20 protein-coding genes are annotated in these 21,519 nt (G+C 43.0%); 16 read left to right on the top strand and 4 right to left on the bottom strand.

Annotation, left to right across the window (positions count from 1 at the left end; all coding sequences use genetic code 11):
• The first annotated feature begins 140 nt into the window (after window positions 1-140).
• The 7 genes from ACP69X_RS14770 (at window position 141) to ACP69X_RS14740 (ending at window position 8,100) form a co-directional block, all read left to right on the top strand.
• Complete coding sequence (locus ACP69X_RS14770) at window positions 141-998, top strand: citryl-CoA lyase (RefSeq protein WP_080772299.1); 858 nt, start codon at window positions 141-143, stop codon at window positions 996-998.
• Window positions 995-2,428, top strand: coding sequence for an aldehyde dehydrogenase family protein (locus tag ACP69X_RS14765; protein WP_338527797.1), 1,434 nt, complete (start codon window positions 995-997; stop codon window positions 2,426-2,428). Before ACP69X_RS14770 ends, ACP69X_RS14765 begins: the two co-directional genes overlap by 4 nt.
• Before the next feature lie 66 nt (window positions 2,429-2,494).
• Window positions 2,495-3,211 carry a type I 3-dehydroquinate dehydratase gene (aroD, locus tag ACP69X_RS14760; RefSeq protein ID WP_220396377.1) on the top strand — a complete coding sequence of 239 codons (717 nt, stop codon included), beginning with the start codon at window positions 2,495-2,497 and terminating at the stop codon, window positions 3,209-3,211.
• A 38-nt stretch (window positions 3,212-3,249) separates the two neighbouring features.
• Complete coding sequence (locus tag ACP69X_RS14755) at window positions 3,250-5,010, top strand: thiamine pyrophosphate-binding protein (RefSeq protein ID WP_426052804.1); 1,761 nt, start codon at window positions 3,250-3,252, stop codon at window positions 5,008-5,010.
• A gap of 23 nt (window positions 5,011-5,033) precedes the next feature.
• Window positions 5,034-5,414, top strand: a complete 381-nt coding sequence (locus ACP69X_RS14750; RefSeq protein ID WP_041116575.1) for a cupin domain-containing protein — start codon at window positions 5,034-5,036, stop codon at window positions 5,412-5,414.
• Between the two features lie 124 nt (window positions 5,415-5,538).
• Window positions 5,539-6,741 carry a CaiB/BaiF CoA transferase family protein gene (locus tag ACP69X_RS14745; RefSeq protein ID WP_080772300.1) on the top strand — a complete coding sequence of 401 codons (1,203 nt, stop codon included), beginning with the start codon at window positions 5,539-5,541 and terminating at the stop codon, window positions 6,739-6,741.
• Between the two features lie 45 nt (window positions 6,742-6,786).
• Window positions 6,787-8,100: an MFS transporter gene (locus tag ACP69X_RS14740; RefSeq protein ID WP_039176349.1), complete on the top strand. Its 1,314-nt coding sequence runs from the start codon at window positions 6,787-6,789 to the stop codon at window positions 8,098-8,100.
• Window positions 8,101-8,144: 44 nt separating this feature from the next.
• Here the strand turns inward: ACP69X_RS14740 and ACP69X_RS14735 are convergent, their stop codons facing one another.
• Window positions 8,145-9,503 (bottom strand): hypothetical protein, encoded by a 1,359-nt coding sequence (locus ACP69X_RS14735; protein WP_426052803.1) that lies wholly within the window; start codon window positions 9,501-9,503, stop codon window positions 8,145-8,147.
• Window positions 9,504-9,651: 148 nt separating this feature from the next.
• On the opposite strand from ACP69X_RS14735, the gene ACP69X_RS14730 reads away from it, so the two are divergent.
• From ACP69X_RS14730 to ACP69X_RS14710, 5 genes are all read left to right on the top strand, one after another.
• Window positions 9,652-10,425 (top strand): IclR family transcriptional regulator, encoded by a 774-nt coding sequence (locus ACP69X_RS14730; RefSeq protein ID WP_039176354.1) that lies wholly within the window; start codon window positions 9,652-9,654, stop codon window positions 10,423-10,425.
• A gap of 85 nt (window positions 10,426-10,510) precedes the next feature.
• Complete coding sequence (locus ACP69X_RS14725; RefSeq protein WP_003214270.1) at window positions 10,511-11,068, top strand: shikimate kinase; 558 nt, start codon at window positions 10,511-10,513, stop codon at window positions 11,066-11,068.
• Window positions 11,069-11,412: 344 nt separating this feature from the next.
• Entirely contained in the window at window positions 11,413-12,360 is a 948-nt protein-coding gene (locus ACP69X_RS14720; RefSeq protein WP_144490702.1) for a dihydrodipicolinate synthase family protein, read from the top strand.
• Window positions 12,361-12,437: 77 nt separating this feature from the next.
• On the top strand, window positions 12,438-13,445 hold the full coding sequence (locus tag ACP69X_RS14715; RefSeq protein ID WP_039176360.1) for a LacI family DNA-binding transcriptional regulator: 1,008 nt from the start codon (window positions 12,438-12,440) through the stop codon (window positions 13,443-13,445).
• A 120-nt stretch (window positions 13,446-13,565) separates the two neighbouring features.
• Window positions 13,566-14,942 (top strand): MFS transporter, encoded by a 1,377-nt coding sequence (locus tag ACP69X_RS14710; protein WP_410558878.1) that lies wholly within the window; start codon window positions 13,566-13,568, stop codon window positions 14,940-14,942.
• A gap of 226 nt (window positions 14,943-15,168) precedes the next feature.
• Here ACP69X_RS14710 and ACP69X_RS14705 read toward each other — a convergent pair whose 3' ends face one another.
• Window positions 15,169-15,942 (bottom strand): class I SAM-dependent methyltransferase, encoded by a 774-nt coding sequence (locus ACP69X_RS14705; RefSeq protein WP_039176365.1) that lies wholly within the window; start codon window positions 15,940-15,942, stop codon window positions 15,169-15,171.
• A 116-nt stretch (window positions 15,943-16,058) separates the two neighbouring features.
• Between ACP69X_RS14705 and ACP69X_RS14700 the strand changes: the two genes are divergently transcribed.
• On the top strand, window positions 16,059-16,976 hold the full coding sequence (locus tag ACP69X_RS14700) for a LysR family transcriptional regulator (RefSeq protein WP_426052828.1): 918 nt from the start codon (window positions 16,059-16,061) through the stop codon (window positions 16,974-16,976).
• Between the two features lie 243 nt (window positions 16,977-17,219).
• Here ACP69X_RS14700 and ACP69X_RS14695 read toward each other — a convergent pair whose 3' ends face one another.
• Complete coding sequence (locus ACP69X_RS14695; RefSeq protein ID WP_426052802.1) at window positions 17,220-18,005, bottom strand: carbon-nitrogen family hydrolase; 786 nt, start codon at window positions 18,003-18,005, stop codon at window positions 17,220-17,222.
• Between the two features lie 247 nt (window positions 18,006-18,252).
• Here ACP69X_RS14695 and ACP69X_RS14690 point away from each other — a divergent pair, with 247 nt between their 5' ends.
• Window positions 18,253-19,209 carry an acetylxylan esterase gene (locus ACP69X_RS14690; protein ID WP_426052801.1) on the top strand — a complete coding sequence of 319 codons (957 nt, stop codon included), beginning with the start codon at window positions 18,253-18,255 and terminating at the stop codon, window positions 19,207-19,209.
• 35 nt (window positions 19,210-19,244) lie between these two features.
• Here the strand turns inward: ACP69X_RS14690 and ACP69X_RS14685 are convergent, their stop codons facing one another.
• Window positions 19,245-19,559, bottom strand: coding sequence for a hypothetical protein (locus tag ACP69X_RS14685; RefSeq protein WP_024424319.1), 315 nt, complete (start codon window positions 19,557-19,559; stop codon window positions 19,245-19,247).
• Between the two features lie 92 nt (window positions 19,560-19,651).
• On the opposite strand from ACP69X_RS14685, the gene ACP69X_RS14680 reads away from it, so the two are divergent.
• Window positions 19,652-20,422 carry a nucleotidyltransferase domain-containing protein gene (locus ACP69X_RS14680; protein ID WP_426052800.1) on the top strand — a complete coding sequence of 257 codons (771 nt, stop codon included), beginning with the start codon at window positions 19,652-19,654 and terminating at the stop codon, window positions 20,420-20,422.
• 161 nt (window positions 20,423-20,583) lie between these two features.
• Window positions 20,584-21,501, top strand: a complete 918-nt coding sequence (locus ACP69X_RS14675; RefSeq protein ID WP_099662881.1) for a proline dehydrogenase family protein — start codon at window positions 20,584-20,586, stop codon at window positions 21,499-21,501.
• Window positions 21,502-21,519 lie beyond the last annotated feature (18 nt).

Raw genomic sequence — 21,519 nt, 5'->3', positions numbered from 1 at the left:
TTTATTGACAGTATTTTCAGAAAAAATAATTGACGAATGAAAAGAATGCGCTTACAATGAAACCACATTCCGAAAAGTGAAATTAGATTCCACTGAATGGAATATAGAGGTGATCCACCTCCAAATAAGAAGCTAAAGGAATGATGGACACAATGAAAAATCGAAGTGCACTGGAAATTTACAAAGAGGGAGGCGCTTGGTGGGAGACTGAGATTAGTCATATTCAAAAAAATTCAATTGAACTTCGAGGATATCCGATTGAAGAACTGATTGGTGAATTGTCGTATCCACAAATGCTCTATTTACTGCTTGTTGGTGAATTATTGGATGATTCAAAAGCAGCTCTTTTTGAAAGTGTTCTTGTCGCAGGTGCGGACCATGGACCAAGGGCGCCATCTATTGCAGCAGCCAGAATGGCCGTGACTTGCGGCATTTCGTTTAATTCCTCTGTTGCAACAGGGGTGAATCTATTAGGTGACATTCATGGCGGAGCCGGAGAGAAGGCCATGCGTATGTTATACGAAGCCAAAGCGATCTATGATGATCAAAAGGATATACAGTCTGCGGCAAAGCAAGTGTGCCAAACATGGTTAAGTCGCAAGGAAAAAATCCCGGGAATCGGCCATCAGCTTCATGATGATGATCCGAGGGTGAGACGTCTCTATGAGCTGAGTCATACACATGTCCAGCAAGGTCTTATCAGTGGGACATATTTACGGTTAGCCGAAGCGATTAGACATGAGCTTGAACAATTGAAAGGGAAGAAAATCACGATGAATATAGATGGTGTGTCTGCTGCAATCCAATGTGAATTAAACATTCCAGCAGAAGCAGCAAAAGGCATTTTTTCCTTATCCAGAGGAATGGGCATCGTGGCGCATGCATATGAGGAGCTGACAAAGGGAGCCCTCGTGAAGGGACCTTGTCCGAATGAAGAAAGATTGGTTCGTTATGCAGGACATGGAACGAGGCACTTGAAGGAGGGAGAGAAAATTTGAGTAGTTTGAAAGCGTTGTCATATATAAGCGGCGAGTGGCTGGATACCGATCGTGTCCAAACAGACATCATCAATCCTTACTCAGGAGAGAGGATCGGTACATCCTATCTCGCCTCATCAAAAGACATAGAACAGGCACTTTCTAGTGCGCAGCATGCTAAAAAACAAATAGCGGGAATATCGGCAATCGAACGCTCAAAGCTTCTAACAAAAGCAGCCACCTTACTTGAAGATCAAAAAGACCATTTTGCAAAACTGATTTCGCTAGAATTAGGCAAACCGCTTAAAAATACAAGAGATGAAGTCTCGCGTTCAATCGAGACGCTGGCGCAGTCGGCGGAAGAAGCGAATCGATTAATAGGTGAGACCATTCCTGGCAATGTATCATCGCGTGGACAGGGAGCAATGGCCATGACATTTAAAGTACCAGTCGGAGTTGTACTGGCAATTACCCCTTTTAATGCACCGCTCAACTTAATTTGTCACAAAGTCGGTCCAGCCTTTGCGGGAGGGAATGTCATTATTTTGAAGCCTGCACCGCAAACATCAGCTGTTGCCACAGCGTTTGTCAAACTTCTTCTCGAAGCAGGGTTTCCTGAGGCTAGTTTGCAGCTTGTGATTGGTGGGGTGGAGGCTGGGAAACAGTTAGTCACTGATGAAAGAACGAATCTCATCTCTTTTACCGGCGGGGCTGCCGGAGGCGAACATATTACAACCTCTGCGGGGTTAAAAAAGGTACTGCTCGAACTCGGAGGGAATGGCGCGACGATTGTTCATCACGATGCAGATGTTGAACAAGCCGCATCACTTTGTGCCAAAACAGGCTTTAGTAATTCCGGTCAAAGCTGTATTTCTGTTCAAAGAATTTATGTCCACCAGGAAATTATGCCGTCGTTTACTGAGGTATTAAGACAAAAAGTAGAACAGCTTGTTGTTGGAGATCCGCTGTCCAGTGAGAGTGATATCGGCTGTATGGTTGATGTCCAGGCGGCAAAGCGCGTTGAGGCATGGATACAAGAGGCAGAGAGCATGGGTGCTGAGCTTTTATATGGGGGAAAAAGAAATGGAGCGAGCATCACACCGGCTATTTTGTTAAACCCGCCGAAACAGGCCAAGGTCGTCTGTGAGGAAGTGTTCGGCCCAGTTGTCAGCATTCTTCCTTATGAGGAGCTGGAGGAGGCAATCAAAGAAGCAAATGATAGTCGATATGGGTTGCAGGCAGGGATCTTTACGAATCAGCTGGATGTGGCATTACACGCAGCAAAAGAGCTTGAAACTGGCGGTGTTGTCATCAATGGGACATCGAATTTTAGACTGGATCATTGGCCTTATGGTGGGATTAAGCGAAGTGGTCTTGGAAGAGAAGGTCCGCGTTTCGCCATCGAGGAGATGACCGAAACCAAAATGGTTGTGCTTCCAAATGGCCTATGAAAGGGGCGTAGGGATGTGAAGGCATTTCAGAAAAAGGTAAAAAGTGTGCAGACAGGCAGTCAGCCAATGATTTGTACGCCGCTCATCGGACAAACAAAGGAAGAATTGTTACATGAGATCGAGGTGTTAACTGAGAAGAAGCCTGATGTGATCGAGTGGCGGGCTGATTTTTTTCAACACCTTCATGACAAGGAACAAGTCATTGAAACTCTTAAGAGAATGGTAGAAAAGGCAAAGGGCATCCCATTTTTATTCACCATTCGCTCTGAAAAGGAGGGCGGCGAAAGTATATCACTCTCCGAAACTGAGAAGGTTTCTTTGCTTGCCGAGCTTTGTTCCACGCAGCTTGTGGATGCCGTTGATTATGAATTGATGCAGGATGTGGCACATATACAGCAAGTCAGTCAGGCGGCTAAAAGAAATGGCGTCACCTTGATTGTGTCGTATCACGATTTCCATCGCACCCCTGAGATAGATCGTCTCGTGCAGCTACTCGTCAATGCAGAATCAGTCGGTGCCGACATCGCAAAGATCGCAGTGATGCCGCATTCCTATGACGATGCATTAACACTGCTCTCAGCGACCAGTCATGCGAAAAAGCAGCTTTCAATTCCCGTGATTTCGATGGCAATGGGGGAATACGGGGCTTTTACAAGAATGATTGGCGGGCTTTTTGGATCTGTCATGACCTTTGCTGTAGGGAAAGAAAGCTCAGCTCCCGGGCAAGTGGCGATACAGGATTTAAGCAATGTTCTATCTATTGTGTTTTCAAAGAATAAGTGAGTAGCAGATTCATAGCTGCACCGTGAGAGGAGAGAAACATGAAGAAGAATATTTCTACACAGGTTATTCAGTATTTAGAAAATCGGGGAGTCGAGCATATTTTCGGTCTCTGTGGTCATACGAATATTGCTTTTTTATCAGCGCTTGAAAAAAGCTCAATTCAATTTGTAAATGTCAGGCATGAACAGATAGCGGCACATGCAGCAGATGGTTATGCGCGAGCAAAGAAACAGACGGCTGTTGTTCTCAGTCACCTAGGTCCTGGACTCACCAATGCGGCAACAGGGGTGGCGAATGCAGCACTTGATTCCATTCCAATGGTTGTCATTGCAGGAGATGTCCCAAGTCATTACTACGGAAAGCACCCACATCAAGAGATCAATCTTCATTCCGATGCCTCTCAATACGAAATTTACCGGCCGTTTGTGAAAAGAGCATGGCGAGTTGATATTCCAGAATTATTTCCAGAGATTTTATCAAAAGCATTTCAGTTAGCTGAAAGCGGCCGTCCTGGCCCGGTGCTTATTTCTGTTCCGATGGACGTTTTCTCAAAAGAACTAGATGTCTCCCTGTTTGAACAAATGAACCATCATACACACACCATTGAAAAACCTTCTATTGATGATCAAACGGCCAATCGGATATTAGACCGATTGCTGCAGGCAGAAAGGCTGCTCTTATATGTAGGAGGAGGCATTTTACTAGCTGATGCAGCTGAAGAATTAAAGGCATTTTCTGACCATCTAAGTATCCCTGTTGCTCATTCTTTGATGGGGAAAGGAGCCATGCCGGATGATCACCCAATGACCCTTGGAATGACGGGGTTTTGGGGGACAAAATTTATTAATGATCAGTGTAAAGAGGCGGACTATATATTGGCTTTAGGGACCCGTTTTGCTGAAGCTGATGCGAGCTCTTGGGAATCGGAGTATACGTTCAATTTCCAATCAACCAAGCTCATTCATATTGACATTGATCCAAATGAAATTGGCCGGAACTACCCTGTTGAAATTGGAGCGGTAGCCGATCTCAAGCAGGCACTGACCGTACTCAATCGCGTGGCGAAAGAAAGGCTGCCAGAAGGTATCGATCGCCCTGAACTGAAAAAGGACATTGCGGCATATCGTGAGGAATTTCAAAAGAGCAATTTGACGAATATTCAAGACGAGTCTTTCCCAATGAAACCGCAGCGTATTTTGCAGGAAGTGCGGGAAGTATTGCCGTCAGATGCTTTCATTACAACAGATGTTGGCTGGAATAAAAATGGGGTAGGACAGCAATTTCCTGTATTCACTCCTGGGACCATTTTAACGCCAGGTGGTTTTGCAACAATGGGATTTGGAGCCCCTGCCGCACTTGGGGCAAAGATTGCCCAGCCTGACCGTGTCGTTGTGTCACTCGTTGGAGACGGCGGATTCGGTCAAAATCCATCCGTTCTCGCAACAGCCGTTGAAGAAAACATTCCTGTTGTGTGGATTGTGATGAATAACAGTGCGTTTGGCACAATAGCCGGCTTGCAAATGGCGCACTATGAAACAACGTACGGCACTGTTTTTAGAAAAGGTGGAGAAAGCTATTCTCCGGATTTTGCTGCCATTGCGAGAGGTTATGGAATGAAGGGGATTAAAATCACTTCTGCGTCTGAATTCAAAGAAGCTTTGGCTGAAGCCATTGCCTCTCAGGAGCCTTGCGTCATTGATGTAGCGATGAAAAATGATCCTGTTCCTACGGATGGACATTGGAATATTAATGACATTTATTCACCAAATACAAAACGCTCACATGTCAGTGTGAACTAAACATTACTAGGGAGGAATCAACAATGAAAATTAAAGTATTGAATCCGTTTCAAGATGGGAACCCATTATGGTTAGGCTTAGATCGTCCAGAGGAGCAAATGATTCGAAAGGTATTTCAAACGATTACACCAGATACCGTTGGATCAGAGCATATGATGGCGGGTCTCACCATTTTTGAACCAGGGGAAGCAAGTTCAGTGCACAATCACCCGGGTTCAGAGGAATTTGATTATGTAATTAAAGGTTCTGGCGAAGTCATTTGTGATGGAGAACGGCAGTCGTTTAAACAAAATGATTTCATGTTCATTCCAGACGGTGTCCCGCACCAGCATGTGAATACAGGCGATGAACCTTTATGGCTCATTTGGCTCTACACGCCGCAAGGGCAGCTTCCGAAGGATTAAAAACCTGCACCGGTGAGCCCTTCTTTAGAATCATCAGGGCCTTACGGGTCAATCAGAAAGATGAAAAGGGCTAAATTAAAAATGATTTTAGCCCTTCATCACTTGAATGAAAGGGAGTCAAGCAATGAATATGAATACACCGCTTGAAGGAATAAAAATATTAGACGTCTCTACAATGATCGCTGCACCCTATGGCGCGGTGCTTCTAGGGGATTTTGGAGCAGAAGTCATCAAAGTCGAGATTCCTGGTAAAGGCGATACGCTGCGGCATGTCGGCCCTTTTGCAGATGGGGAACCACTTAGATGGTCAGGTCTCTCACGGAATAAGAAATCCCTTACACTTGATCTGCACAAAGACGAAGCAAAAGACATTTTTAAAAAGCTTGCAGCTCAGGTCGATGTACTGATCGAAAATTTCCGTCCTGGCACACTCGAAAAATGGGGCGTTGGGTACGATGTGTTAAAACAAATCAACCCTCGTTTAATTATGATTCGTGTATCGGGTTATGGTCAAACGGGCCCGTTTAAGGACAAGGCCGGATTTGGAACACCAGCGACGGCGTTTAGCGGCTTTACATATATTCAAGGGTTTCCAGACCGGCATCCAGTCAGTCCTTCCTTTTCTCTAACTGATTATATTGCTGGCATCTATGTGGCATTTGCTACTGTGACAGCGATGTATTACAGGGATACACATCCAGAAGGAACGGGGCAAATGGTGGATTTGGCCCTCTATGAATCTGTGTTTCGTATGTTAGAGTTTTTGGTTGCAGAATATGACAAGCTTGGGAAGGTGCGTGAGCGTTCACCGGGGCTAAGCGGTCATTCAAGCCCTGCTGGTACCTATGAGACAAAGGATGGGTATTATTTGGTTCTTGTGACAAGTACAGATTCGACCTTCAATCGATTGGCTGAGGCGATGAATCGATTAGATTTATTAGAGAATGAAAAATTCGCGGTTAATGCATCTAGGCTGAAGCATAACAAAGAAATGGATGCGATTGTTTCGCAATGGATCGCGTCGAAAACAAGGGATGACGTATTAGAAATTCTAGATACTCACGGTGTCCCTGTGAGCCCGATCTTAAGTATTCGGGATATTTTTGAACATCCACAATTTAAAGCAAGAGAGAATATCGTCGAAGTGCATCACCCTCGACTTGGAAAAGTGAAGGTGCCTGGGATCATTCCGAAATTTGAAAAAACACCTGGAAGTATCCGTCACATTGCACCTGATTTAGGCGAACATAATTATGAGATTTTAACAAATATGCTTGGCTTAACAGAAGAAGAGTGTAAGCAGTTAGAAGAAAAAGGGGTTATTTAAGACGTTCAACCGAACCGCACGCTGCGGAAACAAAGGAGGATGGTTATGAAAGTGCATTCAGAACTGAAGGGGAATGAATTGCAGCCCGCATATGTGAAACCAACGAAAGCCCGTTTTGGCATATTGATTCTGTTGTTTTTTATTACCGCTATTAATTATATTGATCGAGCCAGTGTGTCCATTGTTGCGCCTGCTATTCAATCTTCATTGCAATTAAATCCTGCCTTATTAGGTCTGATTTTTTCGGCATTTAGCTGGACATATACAGCGATGCAAATACCAGGCGGTTTTATTCTCGATAAATTTGGCTCAAAGGTAACGTATGGGATATCACTCGTTACCTGGTCTATTTTTACAGGCTTACAGGCGTTTGCGAATAGCTTTGCCTTTTTATTCGGCTGCCGTTTGTTTATTGGAATTACAGAATCTCCCGCATTTCCTGCAAATAATCGTATTGTCACTACATGGTTTCCAAGGCGGGAACGGGCTTTTGCAACAGGAGTATACACAGCTGGAGAGTATGTGGGTCTTGCATTTGCGACACCTCTTCTTTTTTGGATCATGACGACTTTCGATTGGAGAACCGTCTTTATTACGGCAGGTGCGCTCGGTATCATATTTGCTTTCTTTTGGTACAAGTATTATCACGAACCGAAAGAGCATCCGAAGATAAATGAAGATGAGTTAGAATTAATCCGGCAAGGCGAAGGGCTGACCGTCGCATCACAGGAGAAGCTGAAATGGGCAGACTTTGCCGCCCTTCTGAAATATCGTAAATTGATCGGGCTCTATATTGGCCAATTCTCTGTTGCGTCTACACTTTTTTTCTTTTTAACATGGTTTCCGACCTATTTAGCAGAGGCGAAAAACATGGCGTTTCTCAAGGTAGGTTTTGCTGCTTCTCTTCCTTATATTGCTGCATTCTTTGGGGTCTTGTTTGGAGGTTATGTGTCTGATTGGCTGCTTAAAAAGGGCGTATCAGTGAATGTAGCGAGAAAGCTGCCGGTAGTGGTTGGCTTGCTGATGACGAGTACCATTGTTTTAGCAAACTTTACAACGAATATCCCGCTTGTGCTGACCATTTTATCCATCGCTTCATTTGCGCAAGGACTGTCTAATATCTCTTGGACGATGCTGTCCGAGGTGGCACCGAGGGAAATGGTTGGGCTGGCTGGCGGTGTATTTAACTTTTTTGCTAATTTAGCTGGGATCATCACTCCGCTGATTATCGGATTCATCGTGTCGGCGACAGGCTCTTACAACGGGGGAATTTTATTCGTTAGTTTAGTCGCATTAGGCGGGGCATTGTCGTACATTTTCATTGTAGGTAAAATTGAACGTATCCAATTAAAACCGTAGTGGGAAAGCAAAAGAGAACTCATATCAAGACGAGTTCTCTTTTTTTATGAATAAAAAATAACGGTGATAACTGTTGCACATGTGATACCCATGCTGATATAAAAGCCAGCAAACCAAATATTCCACCGAGTGATACGGTAAGGGTTGACCTTCATCAAATCTGCCAATAAGGAGACAGAAACATTAAAAGGGCTAAACATAACAGTTGATGTGCCAGCAACGATCAGCATGATAGCAATGGGAAGAGCAGGCAGTTCATGAATGACAGGTGTCATCATGCTGACTAATAAAGCAAGCGAGACGAGCGGGTGAAAACCGCAAAGAGCGGTGATCAGAAAATACAACCCGATGACACAATAAACCCAAATGGCATGGTCTGCTATACTGACAATAAATGCTTGAATCGGCTGCATACTGTTTGTGGCAAGCAGCATATCGACAAAGAAGCCGGCACTTAAAAATAGACACATATAGTTGGAGAGCTGATTGGTTCTTTCTTTCCAATGAGGCACAGAGACCGCTATATATTGTTTTCTTTTTTTGATAACAGATGAGAATAATAGAGCAAATGGAATAATTGTCAGCACAACAGCAAATAGATAGCCTTTTCCAATCCATGCATCGACAAGTGAGACGGCTGTCATAAAACTAAGCAGCATGAAAGCGAGCTGAAGGGTTTTTCGCTTAATTCGATGAGGATTGGAGTTTGTTTGTGCTGACTGAATGATGTTTGGTAATCGTTTGCTTTGCCGAGAAAAAAGCATCCAATCTGCCGCCAGCACCACGATCATTAAACCAAAAGTAATGGGTGCAATTTGATAATATTTTAGTTTGGTTGCATCAATGGTGACGCTGACTAGCACTTCAACAGGACTCCAGCTTAAACATAATGCATATGACCTTAAGAGGTTGCGTGTATAAAGATGTTGCTGCACCTGTTTTTTTAGGGATTCCAGCGACGGTTTGAGTGATGTATATAGTAAGGGGATCGTCGCGATATTTAAAAACATGCCAAGAATATGAGTGACAAATGAACTCTTGCGATAAAGCTGGTTTGGACTCGTTGTATGCAGTGTGAGCAGTTTATTTAATTGTGTATCGAAATGTCCAACATGTATGAGAGAATGAATAAAAGGCAGCATGAAAAATAGAGAAAGCAAGCCTAGCATGGAATGAAAGTGAAGAACAAACGTATGCAATGGCTGGCCGGATAAGAAGAATAAGATCAAACCAATGATGAGAAACACAGCACCTGTTTTCAAATAAAGCCCACTGGCTTTCTTAAAAGAAATGGTGAGCGAGATAGCGGCCAGCAGACCAACAAAGTAGGAGAGTATGGGAGCAGGAAATAGTTGATGAACAATATATAAGCTAATCAGAAGTGTAAAAACGACCAGGTACATTCAAATATCTCCTCCATCAAACATCTTCAATTGATTTTATTCCGTCTAGTAGAATTTGTTTTCTTTTAGTGGAACATTTAAAATGGATTATAGCAAAATCGATCGTTTATGTCGATAAGAAATCAAAGGGGAAAAGGAGAAAGTGAACATGGCTGATAAGAAGTCAAAAGAAGAATCAGGACTGCGTACGGTTCAGCGCGCTTTGGATATTCTTTCTTGTTTTAGTGAAGAACGTCAAGAGCTGACGCTAACGGATATTTCAAAAGAGATGAATTTAGCAATGTCTACGACAACGAGACTGCTCAAGGCACTTGAAATGAATCATTTTGTGGAAAAGAATCAAGAAACAATGAAATACCGATTGGGTCAAAGGCTTTATCTCCTCGGGTACATTGCAGGGAAGTCCATTCAATTGAGAGAACTGGCTAAACCACTCATGTACGCACTTCGTGATGAAACAAAGGAAACCGTCAACCTGTATGTACTCGATTCAACAAGCAGGGTTTGTATTGAACAAGCGGAAGGGCTGCAATCGATTCGGCATCTTGTCAAGATTGGTGAGAAGCTGCCATTATACGCAGGTGCAGGCGGAAAGGTATTATTGGCATTTCAAAGTGAAGAATTTCAACAAAAAGTATTTGCGGCTGAGGCTGATCATGTGATGGGAGACGACTGGAAAAAGGAACGTAAACATATTCTTGACACGTATACTTCTTGCAGTATCGATGAACGAGAGGTAGGATCTGCGGCAGTAGCGGCACCAATCTTTAATATTCATGGGGAAGTGAAAGCTTGTTTATCCATATCTGGTCCAACCCATCGGTTTACTGAAGAAGTCATTCCCCAACTGCAGCAAAAAGTGAAAGAACAGGCACAGAGGCTCTCTGAACAGCTCGGCTACGTCGTTAAACACAATTTTTAAGATGGTCTATCTTTTCGCGCTCCATTTATCATATAATAGAAACATTATGTAGCATTCCTTGTCGTAGGGAGGACGTGTCACGACCATGAAAATCAATAGAGAAATTCCTGTAAGACAGCGGAATATTGTCCTCATTGGCTTTATGGGTGTTGGAAAAACAACCATTGGGCAGCTGGTTGCCAAAAAGCTATATAGAGATTTTATTGATGTCGATCAGGAGATTGAGAAAAAGTACAACATGACGATTCCAGAGATGTTTCAGCAAAAAGGAGAAGCATTCTTCAGGCAGGCTGAAAAGGATTATATCGTCGATTTATGTGAACATACACAGCTCAAGATCGTTTCCCTTGGAGGCGGTGCATTCAAACAGGAGGAAATCAAACGCGCCTGCTTGAAGCATTGTACCGTTCTTTTCCTAGACCTGTCTTGGGAGAATTGGAAGCAGCGGCTGGATATTTTAATCGAAAATCGCCCTGTTCTTCACAACCGGACGCTTGATGAGATGAAAGAGCTGTTTGAAGAACGCCGGGAAATTTATTCTCTTCATAACTCCAGAGTGGAAACAGATCATTTAGAGGCTGAGGAAGTCGCCAATTATATTGTGGACACACTCAAGCTTGGCTGGGATTTATATTCGAAATAAAAAAAGTCTACCGTTTAGGGTAGACTTTTTTCTATTGATTCCTTTCCTCTTTGTACATATGATGATGTTTTGACAATCAAAATATTTTTATCCTTTATTTGGTGTATGGCCGTTCGGAAAAAGCGGTGATCCTACTTCAATCAGTTCATGATGATGAGGTTTTTGATATAGATCTTTTTCTTTTTTGAAAAAATAAAATAGTATCTAAAATTCCATAATAGTTTTTTGAATTATTATAATATTAAAAAAATAGTGTTGACATCTTTGCTGATGACATTCTATGATTGTTTACGTAAACGCTTACCGTAAACGTTTACTATAATCGAATGGGGAGGAATTTGTTGATGAAAAATAAAGAAAAATGGAGCGGTGTATTCCCGGCAGTCTTAATTCCTTTTAAAGATGATTATTCAATTGATGAACCTGCTTTTCGTAAGCTTGTTCGCTGGGTGGCGGAGCACGAAGGGATTAACGGGATTGTTGTCAATGGACATACTGGAGAGATTATGACTTTGCTGCCACATGAACGAGCTGAGGCTGTGCGCATTGCAGCCGACGAATTAAAGGGAGAGGTACCTGTCATTTCAGGGGTTTCAGCTGAAGGGACAATTGAAGCGATCCAACATGCAAAAGCAGTTCAAGAAGCTGGCGGAGAAGGTATTCTTCTCATGCCGCCGCATTCATGGCTGAGATTCGGTATGCAGCCTGAATCACCTGTCCAATTCTTTAAAGATGTTGCAGAAGCAATTGACATTTCAATCATCGTCCATCAATATCCAACATGGACAAAAACCTCTTATACAACCAGTCAATTATTAGAAATGTCCGAGATTCCAAACGTTGTCTCATTTAAAATCGGTCAAAGAGACATGGCACAATATGAAGTCGATGTGCGCGCACTAAAAAAGCATGCACCAGATGTATCGTTGCTCACATGTCACGATGAATATTTATTGCCAACATTAGTTCAAGGGATTGATGGTGCGCTTGTCGGTTTCGGCTGTTTTGTGCCGGATTTGATCGCTGAACTTGTCAACTGTGTGGAAGAACAAGACCTTGCAGCGGCTAATAAAGTGTACGATAGAATCTTTGAATTAAAGCATGCTGTGTATAAAATGGATGAACCTTCCTCTACCTCTCATCTGCGAATGAAGGAAGCAATGTTCCAGAGAGGTTTGATCAGCAGTTCGCTTGCGAGGAAGCCGGTATTACCTTTAACTCAAAAGGAAAAAGAAGAGATTCGTCAGGGCCTTCAAAGTGTTGGTTTGCTTAAGGAAAACGTCAGTAGATAACAGACCATTGATTTCATGATGAAGGTGAGTCAGGTTATAATAGAGTATAAAACAACAGACTCCCGGAGGTATGAAATGTGTCAGTAAGTATTAAAGATGTCGCATTGAAAGCAGGAGTATCTATAGCCTCTGTTTCCCGAGTATTAAGTGGTAAACCAGGAGTAGGTGCTCAAACGGCTGAAAGAATCAAACAAGTGATTGATGAGTTAGGCTACCGTCCTAATTTAGGAGCGAGAGGGCTCGTTAAAAGAAAGACTGGGAATATCGCTGTAGTGGTTCCCCGCGGTTCATATATTTTGAATAATCCATTTTTTTCAACGATTTTAGATGGAATAGCGAAGGAATTAGATGAGACCGAATTCAATATGCTGATGTCATTTACATCTGTACAACAGCAGCGATTACTTGAGACGCAGGCTGTAGATGGTGCCATTTTATTTTCTCCAAGAAATGAAGAATTGAGCATGGATTGGTTAAAAAGTTTGGCTATTCCCATTATCGTTGTCGGAAGTTACTTAGAGGATTCTCCATTTCCATGTGTCAGGCCAGATGATGAAGAAGGTGTTTGTCAATCTGTAACGGCCTTATTTGATAAAGGTCATCGAACCATTGGGCTGGTCAATGGTCCAATGAGTTCGATGCATAGTGTGAGGTATTACAAGGGGTACGAGCGTACACTGAAAAGTTTAGGATTAACAATGAACAAAGAGCTTGTGTTTGAGTTAGATGAATTTGATGGGGGAAAAGTAGTAGAAGTGGTTTCTCAATTTCTTCAAGGAAACCAGCACATGACTGGAGTTGTTTGCTCTTCAGATTTTTTGGCGATGGGGGTCATGAAAGCGGCAGATAACGCAAATGTGTCAATACCTCATGATTTGTCTGTCGTTGGTGCTGATGATGTGCCTATTGCAAGTTTTCTAACCCCTTCTTTATCTTCTGTTCATGTTGATTTAGTTGGAATGGGAAGAAAAGCTGTTTCTTTACTCACACAGTTATTGGAAGGAGAACAGTTAGAAGCGATGGAGCATATCTTCCCTATGTATTATATAGATCGTGGCACCACTGGAACGCCAAAAAAGAATTGATAGATGCTGAAAACTCGTATGAACGCTACAGAATTTCTCTTGATTTAAAATGTAAGCGATTTCTTTAGCGGTCTTCGGCATGTACTTTTGCATCATTTCCTCTAATAAGGAGGAGATACTATGACGTTAGAACTCAGCGGAAATTCAAATTCTCAAGGTGGGCAAGTTGTTGATAGAGCTTCACAACTATTGACTAGGATGGAAAGTGTACCTTTTTCGAGGTGGCATTTAAAACCTCGGATCATTATGGGATCTGCTACCTTTTTTGATGCGTTTGATGCGCTATCTTTAGCGTTTGTTCTCCCGGTTCTCATCGGAATGTGGAATTTGTCACCTGCTCAAATTGGCCTTCTTATTGGGTCTGGTTATATCGGACAAGCGATAGGTGCTATTTTCTTTGGATGGTTAGCAGAAAGGCGCGGCCGTGTATTTAGTGCAAAGTGGACGGTGTTCCTCATGTCTATTATGAGTATCGCATGTGTATTTTCAGGTAATTTTATGGCCCTTTTTATTTTCCGCTTTATACAAGGAATTGGAGTTGGAGGAGAGGTGCCGGTAGCAGCCTCATATATTAATGAGTTGTCCAGAGCCCAAGGAAGAGGTAGATTTTTTATGCTTTATGAGATGATTTTTCCTTTAGGATTAATGATCTCAGCTCAAATTGGCGCATTTGTCGTACCTAGCTTTGGGTGGAAATGGATGTTCTTGATTGGAGGCATTGGAGGTTTAATCGTCTTTGTATTCTTTTTCATGCTGCGTGAATCGCCAAGGTGGCTTATTTCGAAAGGCAGGTTAGATGAAGCCGAAAGAATTATTGAAGAAATTGAAGCTAGTACTGACAAACGAATGCCTGTCGCAAATCAAGTATCCAGCAGTACTGAAAAGGGCGACTGGAAAGAGCTATTTTCAACTTTTTATCGCAAAAGAACATTGATCGTATGGGGACTATGGTTTTCTGCCTACTTTGTATCGAATGGTTTAAATAACTGGTTACCGAGTCTTTATAATACTGTTTACCATTTGCCAGTCGGAGATTCATTAAGGGCAGCATCTCTCACAAATATTTTACAGACCATAGGGGTATTCGCTTGTGCATTCTTAATTGATAAAGTAGGACGGAAGCGCTGGGCAACCATTGCATTTGTATTAACAGGTGTTTTATTAACGGCTTTATGGATCAGCGGAGCGACTTCTCCAGAAAGCGTCATTTATTTAGGGTCTGCTGCTTACGGAATGATGGGAACAATTACAGTTCTTCTCTATCTATATACACCCGAAATTTATCCAACACGTATGAGGGTGATTGGAACGGCATTTGCTACAGCGTGGCTTAGGCTGGCCTCAGCGATCGCTCCTATTATGATAGGTTTTATTTTAGAGGTAAGCGGTGTTTCAACTATTTTTATTCTTTTTGCAAGTGTGACTGTAGTGGGAGCAATTCTTGCTTTTAAAATGATAGAAACGCGCGAGAAAGTATTAGAGGATATTGCACCGTAAGTTACGTTTGCAGTAAAGAACTTATTCCAAAGAGGGTAGGTTCTTTTTTTATTCAGAGAATCTAAAATGCCTCACCTATCTCCGTTCATTTATCATATAATAGAAACATGATGTAGCCCTTCTTGTCGTGAGAAGGGACGTGTCACAAACGTAAAAAGCAATACCTGTGAAGATGTATATTTGAAATAAAAAAGTCTACCGACGATGGTAGACTTTTTCTATCAGTTTAATGCTTGATTCCTTGAAGCAATGCAGCTTTTAAACAGAAAGAAATGGGCTGATGCTGTGCATCGAATTGAAGCTGAAACAGCTGCTTTGTGTCAGGGTCTGCGGCTTGAAGGTGGGAAACGATCTCCTTTTGAACGTTCTCTGGTGCGCGTCCACGTATAATCCAGTCCTGATAATCAATGTGCAGATCCCAGTAACGAATCTCGTTTTGAGTCAATTGGTTTGCTGCGAAAAGCTCTTTCCATTCTGATAACGAGCTTTCCCGCACATGAGAGGGATCTCTCAGTCTATTTAAGTGATTAATAAATGAATCCTGTGCAGTGTTTTCAGGTGCATAATGATCGACGAGCAGAAATTGGCCGCCTTTTTTTAAGACTCGGCTGATTTCAGACATGGCTGCCGGAAGGTCTGGAAAATGGTGAGCGGCAAATCGGCACGTCACTAAATCAAATGATTCATCAGAGAAGGGCAATGCTTCTGCGGCTGCCTGCTCAAAAGTAATGTGGGTCAGCTGGCGTTCTTCAGCAAGTGCTTCAGCAACCTCGATCATCTTTTGTGTGACATCAATACCGATTCCTTTAGAGATGACGTCTGAAAAGGAAAAAACGGTATGTCCTGCCGCACAGCCAATATCAAGTAAATGCTCATGTCCCGTCGCATTTGCTGCTGTTTTCATCCATTCCAGCTCTTCTCCGGCTGCAAATATAGGTGAATCTCGATAGTTCTCGGCATTTTGTGAGAATTGGTTCTCTGCTTTAGCATATGGATTCATTTCTTTTCCCCCTTTGTGGTCTCTTTATCGTAGAATTCCTTCTGTTATTTGTCTAAGACATAAAAGATATGGCATGAATAGTTAAAACCTATGAGGTGATGAAAGTGGATATACGAATGATGGAATATGTCATAGAAGTGTACCGGCAGCAAAGTTTTACAAAAGCAGCGGATCAACTTCATATTGCACAGCCTTCTCTAAGCCAGCAAATAAAGAAGCTGGAAGAGGAATTAGACACACCACTATTTATTCGAAAATATGGACAAGTAACGCCCACACCTCAAGGGAGACGATTCATTAAAAGGGCTGAGAATATTTTGAAGGAAAGAGATGATTTGCTGCGTGAAATGGGAGAAGCAGCTTATGAAATCGGGAAAGAGCTGAACATTGGAGCGCCAGCAGTGACAGGGGGATATGTCTTGCCCGGTTTATTAAAAACCTTTTGTCAAACGTATCCTCATGTTCACGTTCAACTGATAGAAGAGTCTCCGCGTGAGCTCGAAAAACTTCTATTGGCTGGAAAGCTGGATTTGGCTATTTTATCGATGCCTGTCGAGCACGAATCATTGAAAACGAAACAAATGCTGACAGAGCCGCTCCTTCTTGCAGTTCCGCAAGCTGCTCAGCCCTGGTTATCAGAGGCATTGAACGAGATCATTGAGCAGGCAGGGCAAAAAGAGACCGGTCACGAAATCGTTCCCTTTCGGCTTCTTGAAGGTATCCCATTTATTTTGTTGAAAGAGGGATACGGTTTTCGGCAAGTGGTCACAGAACTGTGCCGTCATCACGGTTTTCAGCCAAAAGTGGCTTTTGAAACAAGCCATATTCAAACAGCACAGGCAATGGTCAAAAACGAATTAGGAGTGACCGTTGTGCCGAAAATGGTGGCACAAGAGGATAGGAACCAAGTCACTTATTTGCAAATTGATTCATGCCCAACCCGCACACTTGTGTTTGCATATGTGGAAGAAAGGTATTTAACGAACGCCGCTCAAGCCTTCATGGACCTATATCAGAATCAAGGGAAAGCTTAAACAAACGTTTAATTAAACGCAAAAAGCAGGGGGGCACCCTGCTTTAAGATTGGTGACAAAGGGCTAAAATGATCTTGATTTTAGCCCTTTGTCTTCTTTTCAGCGTGATAGAAAACCTTTGCAGTCTAGGAAGGACGAGCACCGGAACGGAGCGAATTTGACATTCGTGAGTACCGGCGCGCAGACCTGACAAAGAATGCGAGGGTTTGTCTACACGCTGAAAGCAGGGGAGGACCCTGCTTTTTAATATAAGTCCAGACGCTGATCCGTCATAACTGGAATTTGCTTCCTGACTTCATCCACAAGCTGAAGATCAATTTCAGCATAATAAATGTCTTCGTCACCGCGTGTTTCAAGCAGTATGCGGCCGAGTGGGTCAATCACCATGGAGTGTCCAGGGAATTCTGTGTCTCTGCTTGTGCCTGTTCTGTTTACAGCAATCATAAATGACTGGTTTTCAATCGCTCTTGCAATGAGCAGGCTGCGCCAATGATCCACTCTGGCTGACGGCCATTGCGCTGTATTGACGAGGATCTTCGCCCCTTTGTTCACAAGTGTTCTAGAAAGCTGCGGGAAGCGGAGGTCATAGCAGATCATCGCGCCAATTTTCACATCTTCACTATAGTCAAATAAACCAAGCTGATCACCAGCGGTTAAATAGTTGTGCTCATCCATTAAGCGGAATAAATGAATTTTATCATAATCTAACACAAGCTCACCTTGGCGGTTAAAGACATACATCGTGTTGGTGATGTTTTCATCTTCTGTCCGCTTATTTAATACACTGCCTGCGATGAGATACACTTGATGCTTACGGGCAAAGGAGGAAAAGAGCTGTATTGTGCGTTCACCGTTTACATCCGCAAGCTGATCGGCTTGCTCAAGGGCGTAGCCGGTATTCCACATTTCGGGTAAAATGATCAGATCCGGCTGCTCGCGGACCGCTTCTTCTAAAAACGCTTCTGCTTTTTTAAAATTCACTTCAGGTTCTCCAATTTGTACGTCCATTTGGACAAGGGCGATTTTCATAGGGATTCCTCCTTTTTTCGCTATATGTCATGTGAAAATTCATGAACGATCGATCATCTTCATGAATATATTGTAAAGGATGATTCTGTCTGAGAACATCTAGTCTTTATGGTCAGTTTCTTTATCATAAAGGTTTCCATCATCTTTGCCAATAGAAATGTCAGAAGGTTTTGTTAAATGACTTTCTCAATCAAGAAATGAGTGGTATGATATATATAACTAATAAAACAAAGGGGAATAGTAGGATATGCAATTGTTCGATTTATCATTAGAAGATCTAAAAAAATATAAACCAAAGAAAACAGCACGTCCTGATTTCTCAGACTTTTGGAAGGCATCTCTTGAAGAACTGCGTCAAGTGAAGGCAGATCCAGCGCTTGAACCTTATGACTATCCAGTGAAAGGGGTCAAGGTGTACCGCCTGACGTATCAAAGCTTTGGGCATTCTCGAATTGAAGGCTGGTACGCGGTACCAGATCAATCAGGTCCGCATCCAGCGCTCGTTCGTTTTCATGGCTATAATGCCAGCTATGATGGCGGCATTCACGACATTGTCAACTGGGCGCTGCATGGCTATGCGACATTTGGTATGCTCGTCCGCGGTCAAGGCGGCAGTGAAGATACGTCAGTGACACCAGGCGGTCACGCTTTGGGATGGATGACAAAAGGTATTTTATCCAAGGAGACTTACTATTATCGCGGCGTTTATTTAGATGCCGTCCGTGCACTCGAAGTGGTTCAATCCTTCCCCGAAGTAGATGAACACCGAATCGGCGTGATTGGTGGAAGCCAAGGAGGTGCATTAGCGGTAGCCGCCGCAGCCCTTTCAGACATTCCGAAGGTCGTCGTGGCAGATTACCCTTACTTATCAAACTTCGAGCGTGCAGTGGATGTGGCATTGGAGCAGCCTTATTTAGAAATCAATTCATACTTTCGAAGAAATAGTGATCCAAAAGTGGAAGAAAAGGCATTTGAGACATTAAGCTATTTTGATTTAATCAATTTAGCTGGATGGGTCAAACAGCCAACATTGATGGCGATCGGGCTGATTGACAAAATAACCCCGCCATCTACTGTGTTTGCGGCATACAACCATTTAGAAACAGAAAAAGACCTGAAGATATATCGCTATTTTGGACACGAATTTATCCCGGCGTTTCAAACAGAGAAGCTCGCCTTCTTACAAAAGCATTTGCTCAAATAAAAGAACAAAGAGGCCGCTCTAGGAGGGCCTCTTTTTTAATAACTCGTATTCTGCCTCGTTTTTTCATCAGGCACTAACGCTGTGATAATGAGGGCAAGAGCTGTGATGATATGCAGGATGAATCCGAGTATCGGAATCCAGGCGAGGCAGGATGTGATAATCCCAATGATGCTGCCAATCATTGGTCCTTGGTCTCGCTTCGATAAGACGAGTGTGATAATATGCAGAATAAGCATGACCATGAGCGGTGAATAGCCATTGCTAATAATAAATAGTCCTCCGATGACAGGGATGGCAAGACAGGCTTCAAAAATCCCGGTGATCCATTTCATGATGCGAGATATAGACATGAGATCCAACTCCTTTTTCATATATGTCTTATTCGTATTTTACCAAATCGTGATGAAGTCATGCAGATTTCTATAGAAAGAGTTGATGGTTGATGAGAGAGAGAATCAAGGAAGAGCTGAAAATCATCGAAGAAACGTATGACGTCAAGATTTGCCTCGCGGTCGAATCAGGCAGCAGAGCATGGGGATTCCCCTCGACTGATAGTGACTACGATGTTCGTTTTTTATATGTGCCTCGAAAAGAATGGTATTGGGCGATGGAAGAGCATCGTGATGTCATTGAACGGCCGATTGATGACATGCTTGATATCAGCGGCTGGGAGCTTAGAAAGGCACTTCGCTTATTCAATAAATCGAATCCGTCCATCATGGAATGGCTGTCTTCTGACATCATCTATGCTGAATCCTTCTCTTTGGCAAAGCAGCTAAGAGAATTAAAGGATCGAGCGTTTTATCCTGCAGCATTGATGTATCATTACCTCAATATGGCGAAGCGGAATGAAAGCAGGCATTTACGAGGAGAGCAGGTGCGAATCAAGAAGTATTTCTATGTGCTTCGTCCGCTGCTTGCCTGTCAGTGGATTGAACGCTACCGGACGGTTCCGCCGATGGACTTTCATGAACTGCTCGAGGAACTAGTGGAGGAAGGACCGCTTTTAGCGGAAATCCATGAGCTGCTCAAACGTAAAATGGACGGCGAAGAAATGGATATAGAAAACCGCCTCGCTTATGTCCATCCATTTATCGACAAAGAGCTCGAGCGATTTGATGAATTGGTGAAAAGCTACAATCAGCCGAAAGACAACCTGATGCAAGAATTAAATGAGCTGCTGCAGTCTACCCTTGATGAGGTGTGGGCGTAAGCAGGGAAGAGCCAGCCGGATCGCGGCAGGCTCTTTTTTATCTGTTATTGTGATAAAACCACAAAAAAAGTCAGAATTTTTGTCATCTTCAAATATTGTAGCGGACAGCTTATGAGCCTTACAATAAAGACATAGCTTACAAAGAGTGGGAGGTGCCCTTTATGGAGTCGGTCACAAGAAATTTCTTCTTGTTTTTGTCAAAGAGCAGTCTCTTGAACCATATTGCTCGTAATTGGGGAAGTGCTGTTGCATCTAAGAAAATCATCGGAGGGAAGGACTTTGAGAGTGCCATCCCTGTCATCAAACGATTAAATGACCAAGGAATGGCTGTGACAGTTGATCACCTTGGTGAGTTTGTCACAAAGGCAGAGATTGCAAATGAACGGACGACTGAGTGTATTCAAACCATTCAGCGGATTGCAGAGGCGGGACTCAATTCTCACGTGTCACTCAAAATGACATCACTTGGCCTGGATATTGACGATGACCTTGTGTATCGCAATATGAAAAGGATTTTAGATACGGCAGAGAAGCACCGTATCATGGTGACAATCGATATGGAGGATGAACAGCGCTGTCAAAAAACGCTGGACATTTTTAAAGAGATGAAATCTCAATATGAGTATGTCAGTACGGTCTTGCAGGCGTATTTGTACAGAACAGAAAAGGATCTTGATGACCTAAATAAGCTGCATCCATTTTTAAGACTTGTAAAGGGTGCCTATAAGGAATCCGCCGAAGTGGCGTATCCAAACAAAAAAGACGTCGATCAGAATTATCAAAAGCTGATCGAAAAGCAATTGCTCTCAGGGAACTATACAGCCATTGCGACACATGACGATCGAATGATTGAGTTCACGAAAAATATTGTGAAAAAACACAATATACAGACAAGTCAGTTCGAATTTCAAATGCTGTACGGCATGAGATCAGAAACGCAGCAAGCACTTGTGAAAGAAGGCTATCAAATGAGGGTCTATACGCCGTATGGACGAGAGTGGTATGGCTACTACATGAGACGTCTTGCGGAACGGCCGGCAAACATTGCCTTTGCTTTAAAAGGGATGACGAAAAAATAATTTGAAACGGGAGCGTGA

This window comes from Bacillus sp. DC4300-2b2, assembly GCF_049895685.1.
Taxonomy (GTDB): Bacteria; Bacillota; Bacilli; order Bacillales; family Bacillaceae; genus Bacillus; species Bacillus safensis.
The sequence above is the reverse complement of the archived record's forward strand: the minus strand, read 5'-3'. Positions and strand labels throughout refer to the sequence as shown.